Source organism: Parasphaerochaeta coccoides DSM 17374 (genome assembly GCF_000208385.1).
GTDB classification, from domain to species: Bacteria; Spirochaetota; Spirochaetia; order Sphaerochaetales; family Sphaerochaetaceae; genus Parasphaerochaeta; species Parasphaerochaeta coccoides.
On the sequence record NC_015436.1, the window covers coordinates 1,818,459 to 1,839,732 of the forward strand.

General features: G+C 50.3%; 17 protein-coding genes. 3 read left to right on the plus strand and 14 right to left on the minus strand.

The window, feature by feature from the left end; genetic code table 11:
• Window positions 1-155: 155 nt before the first annotated feature.
• From SPICO_RS07815 to SPICO_RS07865, 11 genes are all read right to left on the minus strand, one after another.
• The gene (locus SPICO_RS07815) at window positions 156-1,709 is read right to left on the minus strand and encodes a type 2 periplasmic-binding domain-containing protein (RefSeq protein ID WP_013740129.1); all 1,554 of its coding nucleotides are present in this window, start codon (window positions 1,707-1,709) and stop codon (window positions 156-158) included.
• A 62-nt stretch (window positions 1,710-1,771) separates the two neighbouring features.
• Window positions 1,772-2,674, minus strand: coding sequence for a carbohydrate ABC transporter permease (locus SPICO_RS07820; RefSeq protein ID WP_013740130.1), 903 nt, complete (start codon window positions 2,672-2,674; stop codon window positions 1,772-1,774).
• Between the two features lie 16 nt (window positions 2,675-2,690).
• Window positions 2,691-3,671, minus strand: coding sequence for an ABC transporter permease (locus tag SPICO_RS07825; RefSeq protein ID WP_013740131.1), 981 nt, complete (start codon window positions 3,669-3,671; stop codon window positions 2,691-2,693).
• A gap of 156 nt (window positions 3,672-3,827) precedes the next feature.
• Window positions 3,828-5,618, minus strand: coding sequence for an ABC transporter ATP-binding protein (locus SPICO_RS07830; RefSeq protein WP_013740132.1), 1,791 nt, complete (start codon window positions 5,616-5,618; stop codon window positions 3,828-3,830).
• 1 nt (window position 5,619) lies between these two features.
• Entirely contained in the window at window positions 5,620-7,359 is a 1,740-nt protein-coding gene (locus SPICO_RS07835) for an ABC transporter ATP-binding protein (protein WP_013740133.1), read from the minus strand.
• A gap of 157 nt (window positions 7,360-7,516) precedes the next feature.
• Window positions 7,517-8,155 carry a beta-phosphoglucomutase gene (pgmB, locus tag SPICO_RS07840; RefSeq protein ID WP_013740134.1) on the minus strand — a complete coding sequence of 213 codons (639 nt, stop codon included), beginning with the start codon at window positions 8,153-8,155 and terminating at the stop codon, window positions 7,517-7,519.
• Window positions 8,155-10,530 carry a glycoside hydrolase family 65 protein gene (locus SPICO_RS07845; RefSeq protein WP_013740135.1) on the minus strand — a complete coding sequence of 792 codons (2,376 nt, stop codon included), beginning with the start codon at window positions 10,528-10,530 and terminating at the stop codon, window positions 8,155-8,157. Before SPICO_RS07845 ends, pgmB begins: the two co-directional genes overlap by 1 nt.
• A complete protein-coding gene (locus SPICO_RS07850; RefSeq protein WP_013740136.1) occupies window positions 10,530-11,384 on the minus strand; it encodes a carbohydrate ABC transporter permease in 855 nt (284 codons plus the stop codon). The genes SPICO_RS07845 and SPICO_RS07850 overlap by 1 nt, the downstream gene beginning before the upstream one ends.
• Window positions 11,381-12,262 (minus strand): carbohydrate ABC transporter permease, encoded by an 882-nt coding sequence (locus SPICO_RS07855; protein ID WP_013740137.1) that lies wholly within the window; start codon window positions 12,260-12,262, stop codon window positions 11,381-11,383. The genes SPICO_RS07850 and SPICO_RS07855 overlap by 4 nt, the downstream gene beginning before the upstream one ends.
• A 60-nt stretch (window positions 12,263-12,322) precedes the next feature.
• The gene (locus SPICO_RS07860) at window positions 12,323-13,537 is read right to left on the minus strand and encodes an ABC transporter substrate-binding protein (RefSeq protein ID WP_013740138.1); all 1,215 of its coding nucleotides are present in this window, start codon (window positions 13,535-13,537) and stop codon (window positions 12,323-12,325) included.
• A gap of 306 nt (window positions 13,538-13,843) precedes the next feature.
• Window positions 13,844-14,899, minus strand: a complete 1,056-nt coding sequence (locus SPICO_RS07865) for a LacI family DNA-binding transcriptional regulator (protein ID WP_013740139.1) — start codon at window positions 14,897-14,899, stop codon at window positions 13,844-13,846.
• A 222-nt stretch (window positions 14,900-15,121) separates the two neighbouring features.
• Here SPICO_RS07865 and SPICO_RS07870 point away from each other — a divergent pair, with 222 nt between their 5' ends.
• Window positions 15,122-15,394: an ACT domain-containing protein gene (locus SPICO_RS07870; protein ID WP_041395930.1), complete on the plus strand. Its 273-nt coding sequence runs from the start codon at window positions 15,122-15,124 to the stop codon at window positions 15,392-15,394.
• Window positions 15,395-15,444: 50 nt separating this feature from the next.
• Entirely contained in the window at window positions 15,445-16,809 is a 1,365-nt protein-coding gene (locus SPICO_RS07875; protein ID WP_013740141.1) for a PFL family protein, read from the plus strand.
• A gap of 185 nt (window positions 16,810-16,994) precedes the next feature.
• On the opposite strand, the gene SPICO_RS07880 is transcribed toward SPICO_RS07875, so the two are convergent.
• Entirely contained in the window at window positions 16,995-17,390 is a 396-nt protein-coding gene (locus tag SPICO_RS07880) for a pyridoxamine 5'-phosphate oxidase family protein (protein ID WP_013740142.1), read from the minus strand.
• Window positions 17,391-17,786: 396 nt separating this feature from the next.
• Here SPICO_RS07880 and SPICO_RS07890 point away from each other — a divergent pair, with 396 nt between their 5' ends.
• Window positions 17,787-18,806, plus strand: coding sequence for a fimbrillin family protein (locus SPICO_RS07890; RefSeq protein WP_013740143.1), 1,020 nt, complete (start codon window positions 17,787-17,789; stop codon window positions 18,804-18,806).
• Window positions 18,807-18,892: 86 nt separating this feature from the next.
• Here SPICO_RS07890 and SPICO_RS07895 read toward each other — a convergent pair whose 3' ends face one another.
• The gene (locus SPICO_RS07895) at window positions 18,893-20,299 is read right to left on the minus strand and encodes an MATE family efflux transporter (RefSeq protein WP_013740144.1); all 1,407 of its coding nucleotides are present in this window, start codon (window positions 20,297-20,299) and stop codon (window positions 18,893-18,895) included.
• Window positions 20,300-20,438: 139 nt separating this feature from the next.
• Window positions 20,439-21,215 (minus strand): pyruvate formate-lyase-activating protein, encoded by a 777-nt coding sequence (gene pflA, locus SPICO_RS07900; RefSeq protein WP_013740145.1) that lies wholly within the window; start codon window positions 21,213-21,215, stop codon window positions 20,439-20,441.
• Window positions 21,216-21,274: the final 59 nt, after the last annotated feature.

Genomic DNA, 21,274 nt, shown 5'->3' on the forward strand with positions numbered 1-21,274 from the left:
GTCGCCTCATTTCCCAGCCTTCTTCCTTCTTCTTTGGTCTTCTTCTGTTGAACATCATATCATGCAGCCCATCATATCACTATCATGTGAAGAAGGCGTACTGAACCAGCACGCCTTCCCCTGCACATGTTCCTGTGACAGCCTTTGACAGCCGTCTATTTCTTGGCTGCCTGATGCAATTGGTTAATCTCAGCAATCAACCGGGTTCCTCCACGGTCAGCCCATGCCTTGGCCGCTGCCGCAAAGCCAGCATCATCAATCAAACCGCAGACATACTGCGTGCGGGCATCATCAATGATCTGTTCAATGTCAGTACCGACTTCCGCGTTGACCGAAGAATTGGCAAGATACCCAAGCGCAGGATTGAACACCGCGACAGCCTTGTTGCGCGCGAACGCCGCGTCAGCCGCAAGGTCGCTGTCCGTCTTCACCAAGTGTGGCTTGGGAGATTCCAGGTACGGGAAATACGTGATTGACTGGTTCAGTCCGACCTGGGGAGTCTGGGCAACGGTAAGCTTGTTGTACATCACTATGTCACCGTCAGCATTCAATTCGTATGTGACACCTTCAAGACCATAGTCCGCAAGCACCAGCATCTCTGGATCATTAATCCTGTCAAGGTACGTCAGACAGTTGATTACATCCTGCTCAGTCTTTGCTCCGTCTTTGGTAATCAGATAATACCCGTTATGCCCGGAGGTAGCCAAAGTGACACCCTCGATAGGCCCAAGCAAAGTCATGGTAGCAACCTGATCGGGATTGACGACCGAGCGGATATCGTTCTGCTTGTAGTAGTTCCATATCCTTTTTCCGGAATCCATCACGTCTATGAAAATACCAGCCTGTCCTTTCCTGAGAGCATCACCGAACGTACCGGAATCAACTGATGGCCAGTCAGGGCGTACAAGCCCGTCCGCGTACATCTTGCGCATCCATCTCAGAGCAGTCATGAATTCTGGTGTCTGGTGAACGGGAATGAGCTTTCCGTCTTTTTCGACCCATTCATTTCCGACTCCGAACCATGTCTGGATGATATCGAGCGGCCCGACATACTTCACCAGCTCAAGGCCGTATGTATCATTCTTTCCATTCCCGTCAGGATCGTTGTATGTAAACTTGTACATCATGTCATACACGTCCTCAATCGTTTCAGGAGCCTTCGTGATACCTACCTTTTCAGCCCAGTCAGTGCGGTAAGAGAAGCCGAGACGGCCAATCTGCCGACCACGGTAGACAGCTATGATTTTCCCGTCAACAGTAAATGACTTGATGACATCACGGCTGTACTGGGAAAGATTGGGGAACCTTGCAGCATCAGCAAGATAAGGAGTCAAGTCCCAGAAAGCGCCTTTCTTCGCGGCATCCACGACGTTTGCGCTCATTTCTCCGGAACCGGTTATAATCATGGGCATGTTGTTCCTGTCCATCAGAACCAGTCCGAGCTTTTCCTTGTAGACATCGTTATTTTCCCATCTCCAGTCAACATGGATGCCCGTATGCTCCTCATACCTGCGGATGACTTCATCCGAATACTCGTTCTTAAGCTCCGTGCCGTAGAACGCTGTGACCATGAACGTGATGGTTGGTTTTCCGTCTCCACCCGTGACGGCAGAACCTTTTGCCTGGTCCTTCCCTCCCTGTGCAAAAACCAGGGCGGGAACCAACAAAAGCATAGCTAGCAACATACATGTCCTCTGTTTTTTCTCCATTTGTATCCTCCTTGATATGATGGCAGATCAAACTGCGTTTTTCAAAAAGACATGGATTCATTTCATCCTTTTACGGAACCTATCATGACTCCTTGCGTGAAATATTTCTGGATGAACGGATAGAGCATGAGCATGGGAATGGTGGCCACCACGGTCGTAGCCATCTTGACAGCCTTCTCCGGTGGCAATCCGAATGCGCCCCAGTCAAATCCGCTATCCATTGTCACCATGGACGTAAGGAAGATGATGCGGCGCAAGGCAATCTGCACGACTTCCTTACTCATGTCGGAAATATACATCATGGCATTGAAATATGCGTTCCAATGCGATACCGCATAGAAAAGCGACACGGACGCGAGGGCTGGCTTGGACAAAGGCAGGAAAATACGCACGAAGATATTCAGGTCATTGGCACCATCAATACGTGCCGCTTCTTCCAGCTCCTGGGGAATCCCCTGGAAGTAATTCTTAATGATAATCATGTTGAACATGTTGATGCCGCCAGGCAGCCACAACGCCCAGAATGAATTTTTCAACTTCAACCCATTCGCGACCAACATGTACATCGGAACCATCCCGGCAGGAAACAGCAGGCAGATGAGAACCATCATCATCAGGAAGTTGCGTCCCTTGAAGTATGTCCGTGACAATGGATAGGCAAGTGTTGTGGACAGAAACATGTTGATGCATGTACCGACAAGCGCGACGATGAACGAATTCTTCAGCCCGCGTAAGACATCACCTGCATTCAGGATATACTCATAGGCATTGAGGGAAAACTGGCGTGGAATCAGGAAGAAGGATCTTTCAGTCAGTTCCCGTTCCGTCGCGAATGAACCTGCTATGACGTAGATGAAAGGCAGGAGTGTCATGAGCGCGAACGCCGCGACGATAATATAGATGAATACCTGCTGGACTTGATCAAAGGGACTTCGCTTTATGGTACGTGACCTGGTACCCGGCATGGTATCTTTCCTCCCCTCAATACAGCCCCGATTCACCGAAGCGTTTGGCAAACCGGTTGGAAGCTATGACCATGAACATGCCGACAAAGGACTTGAAAAGCCCCGCAGCAGTTCCCAGGGAATAGTTCCCGTTCACGACGCTCCGCGTATAGATATACGTGTCAAAGACATCTGAAACGCTCCTGTTCATGGAGTTCTGCATCAGGAAAATCTGCTCGTACCCTGTATTCATGACCTGGCCAAGCTTCAGGATGAACATAATGATGATTGTTCCCCTGATACCGGGAAGCGTGATATGCCACAACTTCTGGAAACGGTTGGCTCCATCCACCACGGCGGCCTCATACAGTTGCACATCCACGCTGGCAAGCGCAGCCAGATAAATGATGGTTCCGTATCCTGTCTCCTTCCACATGCTCTGCCCAATGATCATAGGCACGAAAAGCTTGGGATTGCTCATGATATCCGGAGCGCGGCGACCCATGACTTCCTTGAGAAGGTGAAGGATGATGCCATCCGACGTGTTGAACATCTGGGCGGTGAGAGTGGCGACTATGACCCAGGAAATGAAGTGAGGAATATAGACTATGGTTTGCGTGATGCGCTTGAAGGGATACGATCTGATTTCATTAAGCAGAAGGGCAAGGATGATGGGAGCAGGAAAATAAAAAATCAGACTGAAAATGGAAATAGTCAGGGTGTTCTTCAATATTCTCAGGAAATCGGGACCAGTGAACAGCGTCTTGAAGATGGAAAAACCTACAAATGGACTTTCAACGAAGGCTCCAATCATTGTCGTCCCGTTGTAAGGGCTGAAATTCTGGAACGCCATCACCAACGCGAACATGGGGACGAAACAGAAGACAACCATCCAGAGAAAGCCGGGAATGACAAATATGTACAACCACTTATGGTCGTTGACGGGCTTTAGGAATCCCCTGAGAAAAACTCCCGTATTCTTGTCGGAGGCTTCAGCTCTTGACTTAAATTCAGACATGACAGACTCCTAACGGGAACATTGGAAACCTTGTCTGTCATAAAATTAGCATACAAATATCGGTATCACCTTAACAAATTGGTCATTTTTTAGCATATTTTTATCACATCATTTTCATGAAAAATGTGTCATGATACATATTTGTCCTAATTTGTCCTAAATTTTCCCATGAGCCGCCAATTCCTTCATCTGGACTGTGTGGAGCCGCCAGTAATGCCCGCGCAGTGCCATCAGCTCATCGTGGGAACCCGTTTCCAGGATTTTCCCTCCATGGACATACATGATGCGGGTACAGGAACGGACTGTTGAAAGCCTGTGCGCGACAATGAATGATGTCCTGCCTTCAAGAAGAATTGATATGCCCCGCTGAAGAAGCTCCTCGGTTCTGGAATCAATGCTGCTCGTAGCCTCATCAAGTACCAGTATCCGGGGATCAGCAAGCAAAGTGCGGGCGAAAGCAATGAGCTGCCGCTCTCCCTGGGAGAGTCCCCTCCCGCCCTCCTTGACCACAGTATGGTATCCGTCCGGAAGATTCCTGATGAATGCATCAGCCTGCAACATGGTGGCGACTCTTTCAACTTCCGCGTCAGAAGCATCAAGCCGTCCATAGCGAATGTTGTCCGCTATTGTTCCGGAGAACAGGAAACTATCTTGGAGCATGATTCCCATTTGGCTGCGCAGTGACTCCAAAGTGACATCCATCAGGTCATGACCATCTATGCAAATGCTCCCCTCCTGGACATTGTAGAACCTGCTGATAAGACTGAGGATAGTTGTCTTCCCCGCTCCCGTAGGGCCTACGACCGCTATGCTTTCCCCTGGAGAGACAGAGAAGGAAACATCGGTCAGGATGGGTCTGGAGGCATCATAGGAAAATGAAACATGCGTGAAATCAACCTTGCCCTTTACCGGCGGCAGAGGTCGGGCATGAGGAGCGTCCTCAATCAGAACCGGCTCGTTGATCGTCTCGAATATCCTCTCAAGATAGGCCACGGAGTTGATAAAATTATTGTAGATGTTCGCAAGGTTAATCAGAGGCTGCCAAAAACGGTTGGCGTAGGTAGCCATGGCAAGGAGTACGCCGAAGGTCGCCATGGGGCTAATCAGGTATACACCGGCAATATATACCAGGGTAAACACAATCTGGCTCATTGACTCGGTGAATACCCATACGCTGTTCGAGACTACAATCGCCTTCATCCACGCAATGCGCCGCATGCGGGAAAGACGCCGGAGAATCCCCACGTTCTTTTTCTGACGGTCGAAGATTTGAGTGACCCGTGAACCTTGGATGGATTCCTGCACATACGCATTGAGATTGGAATTCTTGTCGGACACCCTCTGCCATGCCCGCCGCTGCCGGGGCTTGATATAGAAGATGAAGGCGGCGACGAATACCAGACCTGCGACCGTAATGGACGCCAGGGGCATGCTGACACGGAACATGAAAATGGCAATGAACACAATATTGATAAGCTCAATGATGAAATTCAGCACTCCGTTGGAGAGAATATCGCTGATGGAATTTACATAGCTGATTACCCGCACCAGGATTTTACCGTGCGGCCTGTTGTCATAATAAGAAAAAGGAAGCTTCTGGAGATGCGCAAAGACATCCTGGCGGATATCGTGGATGATTTGCTGTCCTGCCTGGGTCACAATGATAGTACGGATTGCGTTGAAGCCGACATTGACCACTATGGTGAGGGCAAAAAGAATGGTCATCCTGACCAAGGCTTCCATATTCCGGGAAGGAATGACCTCATCCATCACCTTCTGGAGTATCAGGGGGCCTGTAAGCCCCACCACGCTGCCGACAGCACTAAGCAGCAGAGCCACGGACATGCGACCTTTTACACGACCGATATACGTCATGACACTGCTCAGATTCTTCCAACTGAAAGGGACATCGAGCCTCTCGTCGATATCATATTTGTTGCGTGCCATCTCATATTTCTCCAACAGCCTGGGAAAGCTGCAAATCTCGTATCTTCTTGTAATATCCGCCGCATGCAAGGAGAGAGTCATGGGTTCCTGTCTCGACTATTCGTCCATGGTCAAGGACAATGATTAAATCCGCTTCCTCTATGAAAGATACCCGCTGCGCAACAATGATTTTGGTACATGTCCAATCCAAGCCCTCCAGACTCCTGTGGATATATGATTCTGTTTCCAGGTCTACGGCGGAGGTGATATCATCCAGGATGAGGATGGAAGGCTTCTTTGCCAAGGCGCGAGCCAGGGATATTCTTTGTTTCTGTCCTCCGCTCAGCCCCATCCCCCTCTCCCCGATGATGGTTCCATAACCGTCCGCCATGGCACAGACAAAGTCGTTCGCGTCAGCTGCCTGGGCAATGGAACGGACTTTTTCATTGTCCAGATTACCCGAACCATAACAAATGTTCCTGGTCACCGTATCCGAGAAAAGGAATACATCCTGCATGGCATACCCGATTCCCCTCCTCAGGGAACTGAGCGTATAGTCCCGGACATCCCTGCCATCAATCATGACATTGCCGGAGGCAGGGTCAATGAGCCGTACCAGCATACTGACAAGGAGGGTCTTTCCCGCTCCGGTACTTCCCAGAATGCCGACAGTCTTCCCCGCTCCTATGGAGAATGTCACATCATCCAGGATAATCCTGTCATCCAGCTCCAGGGAAACGCCACGGAAAGAAACATCTCCGCGGATATCGCCGCAGGGAACGGTAACCGCGCCAATCCTTTCCTCGACTTCAAAGGGCGCGTCATATACTTCAATGATGCGGTCGCTACAGGTAACGAAACGCTGGAAATCATTTATCAGTACCCCCAGGTTTCTCAGCGGATTGGATATTGCCCAGACAAGCGACGTGAAGGCTATCATTGCGCCCGAAGTCATCCTGCCTTGAATCATGAAGGTTCCGCCTACAAGGATGGTGATGATCCACAGCATCTGCCCCAAGGCGTCAAGGATGGGCTGGAACTTGGCTCCTGTAAACGCGACATCGACGTTCATTTTCTGGAAGCGTCTGTTCGCGGCATTGAATTTGTCATTCTCAAAATTTTCCCGTGCAAAGGCTTTCACTACACGGTTCCCTTCTATGTTTTCCTGAACTACCGTGCTAAGCTCGGTAAGCTTCTGACGGACAATGGCATGCATGGGACGGATACGCCGGATGAATCTGCTGGAAAGGAAGAATATGAAAGGCGCAACAGTCACCATGCATAAAGTCAGACGCCAGTTGACTGTCATAAGGAAAGAAAACGCGGCAATGAACGTGCTGAGGGCATCAACGACATTGTAAGAAGTCCATGCCACGGAATGTCTGATAAGGTCAAGGTCGCTCGTCATGCGGGTCATGAGGTCGCCAGTACGCATTTTCATGAGGAAACGGTGGCTTTGGTTCTGGATGATGTCATACATGCGGGCACGCATGCCTTCCATGCATTCCTGGCTGTTGGTCTCAAGGAGCATGACCATCAGATATCTGAGTCCCAGCCGCACGCCCTGGACGACCAACATCATGCCGAGCAAAGGAAGAAGAAGCGTCGTATCTTGTGGAATGACCACCCTGTCAATGAGCTGCTGGGCAAGCATCGGGTTGACGATGAGCAGAGCAGAAGTCACAACTGACAGGAAAAGCGCAGCGACAAGATAAGGGCGTTTCTTACCCATATGCTTCCACAGCCATTTAAGATGGGTCATGAAGAATAGCTCCTTTTGTATACTTCCCTAGAATACGGATATTATAAAAAATGACAAGCAGCTCCGCTGATATTTTCCCACGGATTTTCATTGCCGGAGTATTGGTTTTGCGTGGTGTTGTTTGCGCTCCCCATAATCTTATGTAAGCCTCATGAAGTTATTTCAGGAGCTTTCCTATCTCGGTGAAGTTCGAGGCATGCAGCACCCCTTTCCCCAGGTCATCATTGGGGAGACGGTAGGCTATGCACGCCATTCCCGCGCTTTGCGCGGCCTGAATGCCGGCATGGGCATCCTCTACGACCACACAACGGGATGGTTCCGCATCCAGCAAGGACGCCGCGACAAGGAACACTTGCGGATGGGGTTTGCTATGGCTGATCATAGTCCCGTCAGCTACTGCATCAAACACATCCATTATCCCCAGACGTCCAAGAATCAGACGGGCATTGCGGCTGGACGACCCAATGGCAAGTTTCATCCCCCTGCCTTTCAGGTCGGAAAGGAGCGGCAGCACATCATCCTCAAGATCAGAAGGAACCATGCGTTCCAGATATTCCCTGTACCATTCGTTCTTCTTTTCCATTGCCCCATGGATGTCTTTTTCATCCAGTGACGTATTGTTATGCCGCAGGATAATCTCCAGACTTTCCCGTCGGCTGACGCCGCGCAGGAGATTGTTGACCGACCTGTCGAATCGCAATCCCAGAGTATCGCACAGTCTTTTCCATGCGAGAAAATGAAATTCATCAGTATGGCAAATCACTCCGTCAAGGTCAAAAATACACGCAGTGTACATCACACGCTCTCCTTGAGTCTTTCGGGCGATGTGCGTTTGGATGATGTCCCCCCGGACAATGCACCTTCGGCCAATGTACGTTCGGACGACGTGCGCAACGCAAACACCTTCTTTTCCTGAGTGACCCTGACAGGCTCTCCGTAAAGATAAAGCTGTTCTTCCTCACCTTCAAGCAGGTACAAGGTCACTGTTTCATGGTTTACCCTGACCATTACCGCGCAATCATTCAGGCGCAAGCGAAAATGATACCCCTCCCACTGGCGGGGAATGGAGGGAGAGAGACAAAACCCTTTCTCCGTGATGTAAAAACCCGCGAAACCGAACAGGATTGCCATGCAACTTCCCCCCATGTTGGCGGTATGGATGCCATCCTTCGTATTGCCATGAGTATTATTGATGTCAATTTCCACTGAATCGCCAAAATACTCATACGCCTCATCCACCAACCCCAGCCGAGAAGCGGCTATGCTGAAAATACAGGTGGACAAAGACGAATCATGGGTAGTCAGCTTCTCGTAATACCGGAAGGAATTGAGCCGTGTGGAATAGTCCGCGTCCTTTTCATACAGAACATGCGCCAATATCGTATCAGCCTGCTTGCAGACTTGATAGCGGTACAGGACAAGCGGATGGTAATGCATCAGAAGGGGAAAGTCCTTTTGGGGAGTACCGCCCAGATCCCAGACCTTCTTTGAGAGAAAGCTGTCATCCTGGGGAGTGATGTCACGCTCGGCATCATAGGGCAGATACATGGCATCGGCCGCCCTGGAGAAGTCCAGAAGTTCTTGCGCCGTGATGCCCGTTGCCTTTTTTGCCTTCTGTGCCCGACCCATTGCATCAAAGTCACGGAACAGACGCACCGCCCACCGTAAGTCGTACTGAGCCGAAATATTGGTGTAGTAGTTGTTGTTGACAATGCAGGTATACTCGTCCGGGCCGGTGACACAATGCAGATGGAACTTCCCTCCGCAATACGTACCCAGGTCAGCCCAGAGGCGGGCAATCTCCAACAACATCTCAAGACCCATGTCTTCCATGAAATCCTTGTCACCCGTCACCTGCCAATACATCACCACAGCATACGCCACCGCTCCGTCTATATGGTATTGCGCCGTTCCCGCCGGAAAGAAACCCGAACACTCCTCACCGGAAATAGTACGCCATGGATAGAGAGCGCCATGCTGATGTCCCAGATGCCGGGCATTTTCCCTGGCCTGCGGGAGAATGGCATAACGGTATGCCAGCAGCTGCCGGGATATTTCCGGGCGGGTCAGCGTGAACAAAGGCTGGACATACATCTCCGTATCCCAGAAGTAATGCCCTTCATAGCCCTCTCCTGACAAACCCTTGGCCGACAGATGGGAAAATTCGTCCTTGCCGACTGACTGGAGCAGTTGGTAGATGTTGAACGTCAGCGCGGCGGAAAGCCGGTTGTCACCATCAACACCAAAATCTAGATCCTTCCAGAAGTCGTCAAGATACGCCGACTGTTCGGCATACAAGACCTTTTCCGTCCGTACCGCATCCTCCATGATAGCAATGCATTCCTGCTGGAGACTGTCGTACCGTTTGCTATTGTACCGTCTGCTGTCAGCAAAAACAGCATAGCGGGAAAAAATCACGGGAGTCCCGGCCGTGGCTTTCAGAGAGAACGTGCGGCTTACGAAGCCCGCTCCCGTGCTTACCGTGACATCAGCAGGATCCGCGCCGCATACATCATGGACGCCGGTGACTATGCCTATCCCGCTCTCCCGCGTATGCGTTGAAATGACAGACCGACAGAAACCTTCTCCGCTGTCCGCGCTCATGTCGTCAATGATGATATGCCGCCGGGAATGAGATGCTACGCGCGGGTCAGAGGAATCAGAAAAGTTAAGAACATCCGCATGATGGGCGGCAACGAAATCCAGTTTACATTCCCCGTCTGTCTCTATGGTATATGTCAGCAGAAAAAGCGGGAGCCTCACGAAAGATGCCATGCGGATGATAGTGACCCGCACTGTCCTGCCCCGCGTGCTTTTCCATACAAAGCTCCGGGTGACGGTTCCCTGCCGCATGTCCAGTGTCCTTTTTCCGGGAGCGGTACAAAGCTCGCCGTCCACATACAGCCTGAGATCCTGGACATCCGCCACGTTCACCAACGTCTGTTTTTTGGTGACAAGCCCATGCAAAGGTTCTGCCTGGGGCATAGGCACAATGTCGTACACTCCGTTCACATAGGAACCACGAACCGTGGTAAAACCATGGGGATAGCCTTCTTCAAAAGCTCCCCTGACCCCTATGTACCCGTTGGCACTATGGAAAAGCGTCTCCTCAAGCGACAGGACATCATTATCAAGGCTCTGTTCTTGCCGAACATACATATATCGATTCATTATTTTACCGCTCCCGCCGCAACGCCCTTGATGATGTATTTCTGAGCGCAGAAATAGAAGATGATGACAGGGATGATAGCCATGGTCAGACCGGCCATAGCCTGGTTCCACTGGATGGTGAACACTCCGAAGAACGAGCTGGTGGACAGGGGAATGGTGCGCAAAGCCTTGTTGTTCAGGACAAGCGAGGGCAACAGGTAGTCATTCCATATCCAGATGATGTCAAGGATGATGACCGTGACAATCGTCGGTTTGAGCATGGGAAAAACGATGCGCCAGAAGACCCCGCCCCGACTGCATCCGTCCAGAGTCGCGGCTTCCTCCAGGGACAGGGGAATACCCTTTACAAAACCATGGAACAGGAACACCGCCAGGGACATGCCAAAGCCGATATACATGAAGATGATGCCTCCGTAGGTATTGAGTACCGGCACGCCCAGCGTCTGGCGGGACCATTTCATCATCTGAACCAGCGGCATCATCAGAGTCTGGAAGGGAATGAGCATTGTCGCGACAAAGATGAAATAGACCAGCTTGCTCAGTTTGTCATTCTTCCGCGCAATCATCCATGCGCACATTGATGAGAAAATGACGATAAACACCACCGAAACAATAGTGATGAACAAGGAATTGCCAAGTGCCCGCATGAAGTCCATCTTACGGGCGGCTTCAGCGTAATTACCCCACAGCATTCCCATAGGCAAAGCCACAGGACTCATGTAAAGCTCGGCACGGTTCTTCAACGAATTGATGAGCATGATGTACAGCGGGAACAGAAAAGCAAGCCCAAGCAGGAGCAGGAGAGTTGACAAGATTACCCGTCTCACTGTCTTGCGTGTGGTCATAGCGGTCATAGCTGCACCTCCCGTCTCTTGGTGAGAGATACCTGGGTGATGGCCACCACGGCAATCAGAAGGAAGAAAAGTATGGCCTTTGCCTGACCATAGCCATAATTATTGTAGGAGAAGATTTCATTGAAGATATTCATGGCGAACATCTCGGTAGAGGTACCCGGTCCGCCTCCGGTAAGCGACAGGTTGATATCGTAAATCTTGAAACAGTTGGACAACGAATAGAATGTACAGATGGTCACAGAAGGCATGATCAGGGGAAGTTCTATGGTAAAGAATTTCCGCCAGGGGCCTGCCCCATCTATCGTCGCCGCTTCCATGACTTCTTCCGGGACGGACTGGATGCCTGTGATATAAATAATCATCACGTACCCTGCCATCTGCCACGTAATGACCACGACAAGAGCCATCAGCGCCGCCGTAGGATGCAACAGCCAGTTGAAGAATACTCCTGTAAGACCCGACTGCGTACCAATGGCCTTGAACGCATCGGACAATATGAATTTCCAGATATATCCAAGAATCAGACCACCAATCAGGTTAGGCATGAAGAACATGGTGCGGGCAATGGTAGTCACTTTCAGGCGTGATGTCACCAACAGGGCAAGCACCAGCCCCAACACGTTAATCAGTATGACCGACAGAAACGTAAAAATGACCGTATGCTGCGCGGATTCTCCGAAACGGACATCAGTGAACAGGCGTGCGTAATTGTCCATTCCCACGAACTTCACCGGATTCATGGACAGTCCGTCCCATGAGACAAAGGAATATCCTATGCCTATGAGAAACGGAATAATCACGACGATGAAGAAAGAAATGAGCGCGGGAAAAACAAACAGGAAGAACCAAAACCGTTCTCTTTTCTTATGTGTTACCATGGGATGTTTCCTTATGGAGTGACGGAAGCAGCATATCCGCTCCCGTCACCGTCAAGTGAATTACAGGCGTGACTGATAGGCAGTATCAAGCAGATTGACGAACTCCAGGCCAGTCATGGAAGGAGTCGTGAAGAACCTCTGGGTAATCGGCGCAAAATCAGTATCTATGATATTCATAGGCCAATCGTTGAAGGTCCACGGCAGTGTCTTTCCCGCCCCGGCGGCCTGTGCGACATCGGCGGACAGCGGATCCAATGAAGCGGTCGAAATATTTGATGTCGCGGGAACGAACCCAAACTTGCTCACAATGTAATCCATCCCCTTTTCAGATGTATAGAGCCAGTCAAGGAAACGCATGGCGGCAGCTTGCTGTGAAGCGGAGACCTGGGAGTTAACGACCCAGTAATACGGAACGGAAACGGCAATCTTCTGGTTGCCCAAGAGAGGAAGGGCGCACAGGCTCATGGAGAATTTCGGCGCATAGTCCGTGAACATGCCTGAAACCCAGTTGCCTTGGTGAATCATGGCCGTCTTGCCGGTGGCAAAGTCACCGCTGGAACGGTCGTAGTTGATTTCCATGGGGTTGAGGCTGTACTGGCGCACCAGCTCCATCAGTGTGGCGAATGCCTGAAATTCCTTCTGGTCAGCCAGACGGACACCGCCCTTCACATAGGATGCGCGGAACGCTTCGGGGTCGTCCATGATGGCAAATGGCGTATTGAGGATATGTCCGATAAGGAAGTAGGATTCCTGGCTCAGTCCCAGGGGATTGATTCCTTGCGCGGACAGGTTCTTGATTGCGGCAAAGAAAGCATCCTGTGTCGCCAGGTCAGATTCCTTCACCAGCGCATCATTGGTCACCAGACCGAAGCCTTCAACGCTGTACGGAACGCCTACTCTCTTTCCGTCAATTTCCAATGCCATGGAATCAGCAACATACTGCTGTACCTTTCCGGAACCGATGTCCGCAAGATATGCCTTGAACATATCAGCCTCGGAACCTTTGCTGACAGAGAACAGCGCAGGCACTTCATCACCGGCAAGTTTCAGGCGCAGCTGTGAACGGTAATCGTCACCTGTCGTCTCCCAGATTTCCACCTGGATGCCTGTTTCGGCGGTAAAATCCTTTGCCGCGTTCTCCAGTTCATCAGTGATTTCCACTTTTGACTGGAAAATGATGATTTTCTGGGATTCAGCCTTCTGTTCGGTTCTTCCGCCCGCGAACAACGGGAGGACCATGAGCAGAACCAATAATAATGTCACTGTCTTTTTCATCTTTTTCTCTCCTTTGTATGATGCGTCCATGATTTTTGTAAATCGTTTTATTAAAAACAGCACTGCATAAAGGTATATGTCAAGAAAAATTTTTTATTAATTTGATTTATAATGATTTACTTCTTTATTTCATTAAAATTTACATAAACATTAAATATTTTACATAAAATAAGTACTCATGCCATTCATTTTGCCACCAATCATTGGAACTCCGGCTTTGATTCCGTTCCTTTACGCTTGCCTGTCGGCACTATCGGTATTACCGGCATTCTCCTGTCAGTCCGTTGTCCACACGTACATTTCCCATTACAGTCTTCCGGGAGCCACGGAACGTCTTTCAATGAGCTTGGCGGTTATCCGGAATATTTCCTTGTTGATGTCACCCTCTATGTTCCCCACCAGTGCCTGGGCAGCCAGATATCCCCTCTCATAGTCAGGGATATCAATTGTGGTGATGCCGTTGTATTCGGCTATGGCATTGTTGTCGAACCCCGTCACGGAGATATCCCGTCCGACAGTCAGTCCGTTCGCGTTGAATGTCTGTATGGCGCCCATAGCCATGTTGTCATTGGCACAGACAAGGACTTCAGGACGGCTTTCCGTCAGAAGCAGAATCTGGGCGGCACGGATGCCGCTGCTCTCATGCCAGTTTCCGGCAATGTACCCATCTCTGCTAAACCCTATCCCGTTTGCTTCCAAAGCATCAAGGAACGCTTGGTACCTTTCCCGGTTATCAGCGGTGTTCTCAATCCCGCCAAGGAATGAAAACCGTGTAAAGCCTTTCTTGACAAGCGAATCAACCAAAGCGTACATAGGGTCATAGTTGTTGACCAAAATGCTCTTGATTGAAGGGTTCTGTAGTATCCTGTCCAGGACGACAATGGGATAGTCAGGAGAAGCCTTGCGTTCAAGAAGCTCGCTGGACAGCTTGCCGTCCAGGGCAATGCATCCGCTGGTCATGGTGGGATGCATGTATTTTTCGCAGACCCGTCCTGTGCAGATGAGCAGGTCGTAATCATGGGCATCAGCATAATCATGGATGCCATGGATGACTTCAAGATAAAAGGATCTGTCAAAATCACTGAAAGTAAAAAGGATAGTCTTTGACCGGCCTGTCTTCAGGTGCCTTCCGGCTATATTGGGATGGTAGTCATGTTCCTTGCAGATGGTCAGGATCTTCTCTTTGGTCGCCTGTCCCACATTGGGACGCCCGTTGAGAGCATTGGATACCGTCGCGGGAGAGACTCCCGCAAGCTGCGCTATTTCCTTTATGCCGACTACCGGAGCCTCGCTCCAGTTTCCGTTCCTGTCCGCACGACTGATTGCATCCGTACTTGCATCATGTGTTCCATTACTGTTCATAAAGGCAAGTATGACGGATTATGTAAATTTTACAAGAAAAATTTACTGGGTTTTACTTATCATGCGGCAATCCCCGCCCCATGATATTTCACGCTCCGACTCTATGGTGATGGGTTGGGAAAGGCAAGGAGAAATCAATGATTGATATTTCCTGAAAATGCTCAAACGCCATTCACTAACACAGCCAAAATGCCGTATCATCCCCTTCACGGACGGGGGAAAATGAACAAGTCAATTATTTCAGTGGTAGGCAGGGATCAAGTGGGCATCATTGCCAAAGTATGCACCTATCTTTCAGAGAATGGTGTCAATATCCTTGATATCAGCCAGACTATTGTGGATGGATATTTCACCATGCTCATGGTCACTGACACTCAGAAATCGGAAAAAAGTTTCCTCCAGCTCTGTGATGACCTTGAAGCCTTGGGCAAGAGCATTGGCTGCGTCATCAAGTTACAGAAAGATGAGATTTTCACCAAGATGCAACGCATCTGAACAGTTACGCACCAAAATCCAAATAACATTTCACGTAAACAGGAGACTCTATGACTAACCTCGACGAAATATTTGAAACCAATGAGATGATTGAACAGGCAAACCTGGATGTGCGCACCATCACGCTGGGCATCAGCCTTCTTGACTGTATCACATCCGACGTGGCCGAGCTATGCCTCAACATTCACGACAAGATAACCATGGTCGCCAAGGATCTGCTCACGGTCGGACGCGATATTGAGCGGGAATATGGCATTCCCATTGTGAACAAACGTATCTCCGTCACCCCCATCTCCCTCATTGGCGCTTCCGCCTGTAGGGAAATTGCTGATTATGTCATGATTGCGCGGATGTTGGATGACGCCGCCCGTAAGGTCGGCGTCAACTTCATTGGTGGTTTCTCCGCCCTGCCCGCAAAAGGCATGACAAAAAGTGAGGAATTGCTGATTCGTTCCATTCCCCGTGCGTTGGCGGCTACTGAACATGTCTGCGCCTCCGTGAACCTTGGTTCCACCAGGACTGGCGTCAATATGGACGTGGTAAAGCTCATGGGAAGCATAGTCAAGGAAACAGCGGAGCTGACCAGGGAGGATGATTCCATTGGCTGCGCCAAGCTGGTGGTGTTCTGCAATGCTCCGGATGACAATCCTTTCATGGCAGGAGCTTTCCATGGCGTGACTGAGACCGACAGCGTGGTGAATGTCGGGGTCAGCGGCCCTGGCGTGATAAACCAGGTCGTGCGGTCAGTGAAAGGAGAGGATTTCAGCACTCTCTGCGAGGCGATCAAGAAGACATCTTTCAAGATTACGCGCCTTGGACAGCTTGTTGCCCAAGAAGCCAGCAAGCGTCTGGGAGTCCCTTTTGGTATTGTTGATTTGTCCCTTGCCCCCACTCCGACTGTCGGCGACAGTATTGCGGACATCCTGGAAGGCATGGGGTTGGAGAAGGTCGGCGCACCGGGAACCACCATGGCGCTTGCCTTGCTCAACGACCACGTGAAGAAAGGCGGCATCATGGCATCATCTTCCGTCGGCGGGCTGAGCGGTGCTTTCATTCCCATAAGCGAGGATCAAGGGATGATTGAAGCGGTTCAGGCGGGAGCGTTGACCCTTGAGAAGCTTGAAGCCATGACCTGCGTCTGTTCGGTGGGATTGGACATGATTGCCATTCCCGGTTCTACGCCTGACTCAACAATCAGCGGCATCATTGCGGATGAAATGGCGATAGGCATGATCAACCAGAAGACCACAGCCGTCCGCATAATTCCGGTCATTGGAAAGGATGTGGGTGATGTCGCCGAGTTTGGCGGGCTTTTGGGTACGGCACCAGTCATGAAGGTCAATGGCTTCTCATGCGGAGAATTCATAGCCCGTGGAGGACGTGTGCCGCCTCCTGTGCATAGTTTCAAGAACTAGACTGCTGGCTGCTCAAGGGAAGAGAGATGAGACTTTTATTTCCAGTTGTACGATTTTTTCGTACAACTCTCTTCCCTTTGCTTTCAGCTTCCGTTTTAGGCAGCTCCAATAATGACACAGGTGACCGGCTCCTGTCAGAACCTCAATGACATCAACAGGGGACTGTTGCACAACGAGACTGCCAATCAGAACTTTTCGGTATACGCCGCACCTTTCGTGAATGAGTAGATAGTGGCTGTTGCGTCGGAAAGATACCAGACTTCTGAATTGCCGTCTCCCGCAGCGTACATGCTTTTCAGCATGGGATACGCGTCCAACATGCTTGCTTGAGCTTCAATACGCCCGTCACGTACAGCGACAGCCTCAATCCGCATCCATTCATCGCCCGTGTAAGCGCAGATTTCAATGCGGGGATTCACATGCATCTCCTGGGAAACTTTTTTTGACGCTCCCGTCTGGATATACAGCCGCCCCTCAAAGATATGGGCAGTACCAAAAGGTCGTACCCGCGGCTGGGCGCCGTCCGCAGTGGCAAGATAATATGTACCCGCTTTTTTCAGGAATTCACATGTCTTTTCCATTGTGTACCTCGTACCTTCAGTGTATGTCTTTTCCTCGGTTCCGTGAATCTTTCCGTGGTGATTTGGAAAATAATCACGTACTTATTCCCTGAAATAACCCATGCCCACAGATTACTCTTACCCAAAACGACAGTGGCAAGGTTCTGACACAAGTGAGCATCCTTTTTTTCCCATGATTTCCAGGTTCTTACGAGCTATACGCCCAAAATAGTGTTTATAGTAAATGAAAACCATTTAAAATCGTAAAATAGTACGAAAGTATTATACGTTTTTTTGCAAAATCATACCTTTGGGTAATAGCGGATTATTATCAACAGGTGTATATTAATTCAAATCGTTGACCACGTATGGTCGATGGATTACATCATCTTCTCAAAGATAAAGAGGAAAACAACTATGAGAGAGAAAAAATTAGGTATTACGGTTCTTGCGATCGTCCTTGTGGCGCTTTTCGCATTTGTTGCATGTGATGGTAACAAGGTAAATGTGGCCAACAACGGTGAAGTACGCTTTGCCACAGGCATTCGCAAGGCTACGGCTAATTCCGAATGGGAAGCCGCTGATTCAGTCGGTATCTTCATGGCTGATGCCGATGATACTCTGTCCTATACCGACGCCGCAACCTCAACCCCTGATCCGGAACGTTACAACAAACAATACAGGGCTGACACAGCGGCTCAGACGTCCGGTTTCACTGCTATTGATGCCGCCAACACCTTGAAGTGGGATGACATTACTACCACCCCCAAGTTCGACTTCATCGCCTATTATCCGTATGTGGCGACTATCACTACCCCCGCAGCCCTGCCTATAAGTGTCGCGGCACCTTCCGCGGAACAGGTTACTGGAACGGCTGACTTCCTGTGGGGACGCACGGACGATATAGAGAACAACCAGTCAGTGGTAGCCTTGCTGCTTAATCACAAGCTTTCCCGCCTGGTCGTCATTGCTAAGCCTGGCGTTGAACTGGGAGTCAATGATCTTGATTCCGCGCTGACCGTACATGTCACCGGCCTGAACACGACAGCCACGCTCGACCTGAATGACGGAACCTTGACACCTATCGTTAGTGTCGCGGATATCCAAATGAAGGACATCACCACTCAAGCTGATCTGGACGCGCACCAGCGCCGGTATGAAGTTGTGGTAATACCTACGGCTCAAGTGACCGCTTTTGCAAATGTGGGATTGAGATTTACCGACGTTACGGCTTCTAATACTACATACCTATGGAAAGCATCTGAAAGCGTAGCTGAGGTTGATGAGACCAAGATTCACTTTGACGAAGGCAAGCAGCATGTCTACAACATAACGCTGAACAAGGCCAATGATGAAGTCGCCGTTGCCGAAATCAATATTGAGATTGGCGATTGGGAAGATGGAGATGGTGGAAACTGGGGCGCTGTCCTCAACTAACATCACGTAGACTGTATAGCACAAATGATTACCCGTTGTTCCGTCTGGAGCAACGGGTAATTTTTTATTATGGCTGTGTGATGTTATTACACAGAATAGCTCGCTGTATCAGGCTTCACGTCCACGAGCTGCTGACGTTCTTTGATATCCAGAAGCTCCCTCTTTACTCCCCTATGGACGAAAACAAGTGACTTGATGACCAGGGGAATGGCTGCCGCTATCCATGCAAGGGGACTTGCCAGACAGACGGCCTCATAGCGCATTGAAGGAAACAGCCAGATAATGATAAGCGCACGACCAACCAGCTCCGCGGCTCCGCCCAAGGTCGGGACTGTATTTTCTCCCATCCCCTGAAGACAGGTTCTCAGAATGAACAAGACGGTCAACGCCGGAAAGAAATAAGAAACAAATTTCAGGTAATGCACCGCATGATAGAGCAACTCCGCGCCAGGATTGCCAATGAACACATACACCAGATATTCCCCCAGGAAATAGCTGACGCCGGACGCGAACAACGTACACCAGAGACCGATGACCAAAGAAGCATCCAGACCGCTGCGTATCCTGCGGAACTGTTTTGCTCCCAGGTTCTGGGCACAGAACGTACTTGCGGCTGTTGCCAGGGCAATCATCGGCTGGATGACAAAACCTTCTATCTTGCTGGCGGCGGAGTACCCGGCTATTGCTTCCGTACCAAGCTGGTTGAGAGAACTTTGCACCATGATGACACCCAGGGCAGTGATAGAGTACTGGAAGGCCATGGGCAGTCCCATGCCAAGATGAGACGCTATATCCTTCATGGTAACGCGCAGGTCGCTCATGGACAGCTTCAAGTCAGGATAATGCTTGCGCAGATGGAAGACGCACAGAACCCATGTGATGATCTGTGCTACCACATTTGTCCATGCTGTCACCGATACATCCATGCGAAAAATGCCAATGAACACTATATCCATCACGACATTCGCCACAGAAGCACAAATCATGATGAACAGCGGCGTCCGGCTGTCGCTCATTGAACGGAGCAGACCGACATACAATGTGCTGAAGATAGAGGCTATGATACCAATGTAGAGGACGGAAATATAGCGGAATGATGCTTCAAAGATATCCGCGGGAACATTCATAGCCCTGAGCAGATGCCTGCCAGTGGCCAGGCAGATGACAGTCAGGACAAGGGAAATGCCAGCTGACAGCAACAGGCTGGTGGCAAGGGAACGCTTCATTGCCTTGACATCCTGACTACCGAAGAACTGGGCAAGCTTGAGGGAGAACCCCACCGCTACACCCTCGGCGAAACCAATGACAAGAAAAGCAATGGGGCCCGTAGTACCGACCGCGGCAAGCATCTCGGCACCGAGAAACTGACCTATGATGACAGTGTCCATCAGGTTGTAGACCTGCTGGATGACATTACCCGCCAAAATGGGAACCATGAACACAAAAATCGTCCGCAATGGCTTTGCGGAGAGCATCTTACCGTGGAGTTGCATCAGAATACCTTGCCCGTGATATTGTCCGGGCACGCATGGTCAAACTTTTTCACATTCCCCTTCCGACCAGCACAGCACAGGGGAGAGACAGACACCGGAAAGCACTATAGGAAGTCACACAAGGAATGTCAATAAAGTATTACAGAGAAGCAATCTTCTTGTCAGTCTCACGGTTGCCATGGGTATGAAGAAGCCTGTTTGCGTTCTCTATCCGTTCCTTGGCAGGAGGATTGATGCCTGTGAGAGGATACGTCACGCCAAGAGTCTCCCATTTGAAGCAACCCATGGCATGATAGGGCAGCACCTCGACTTTCTCAACGTTGGAGAGGGTTTCAATGAAACTGTCCAGCCGGATGAGGAACTCGTCGTAGTCAGTGCGCTGGGGAACAAGGACATGCCTGATCCAGACAGGTTTGCCAATGTCGGAAAGATGCCGTGCCATCTGGAGAACCGCGGAATTTGAATGTCCGGTCAGAACCTTATGGGCATCATCATCAATATGCTTGATATCCAGAAGAATCAGGTCTACATACTTCATCAGCTCGGTGAACTTGTGGAAGAAAGGCTGTGCATACGTGAACGGCTGGCCACAGGTATCCAGGACAATGTTGATTCCCCTCTCCTTCGCCTTGCGGGTGAAATCAAGAAGGAAATCAATCTGGAGGAGCGGCTCCCCGCCGCTGATTGTAATGCCCCCGTCCTTACCCCAGTAAGGCCGGAACCGTTCCGCCTGGGCAAGCAGCTGCTCGCTGGAGAAAACCGTGCCGCCCGTCATCTTCCATGTATCAGGATTATGGCAGAACTGGCAACGCATCTTGCATCCCTGCATGAATACAATGAAACGGACCCCTGGGCCATCCACCGAGCCGAAACTCTCCGTAGAATGTATGTGTCCGTATATCTTTTCCCTATTCATGACATGGCTCCTTGGAAGTTCCCCATGGGGCTTCAGGGATGCTTTGGCATCCCTGAAAG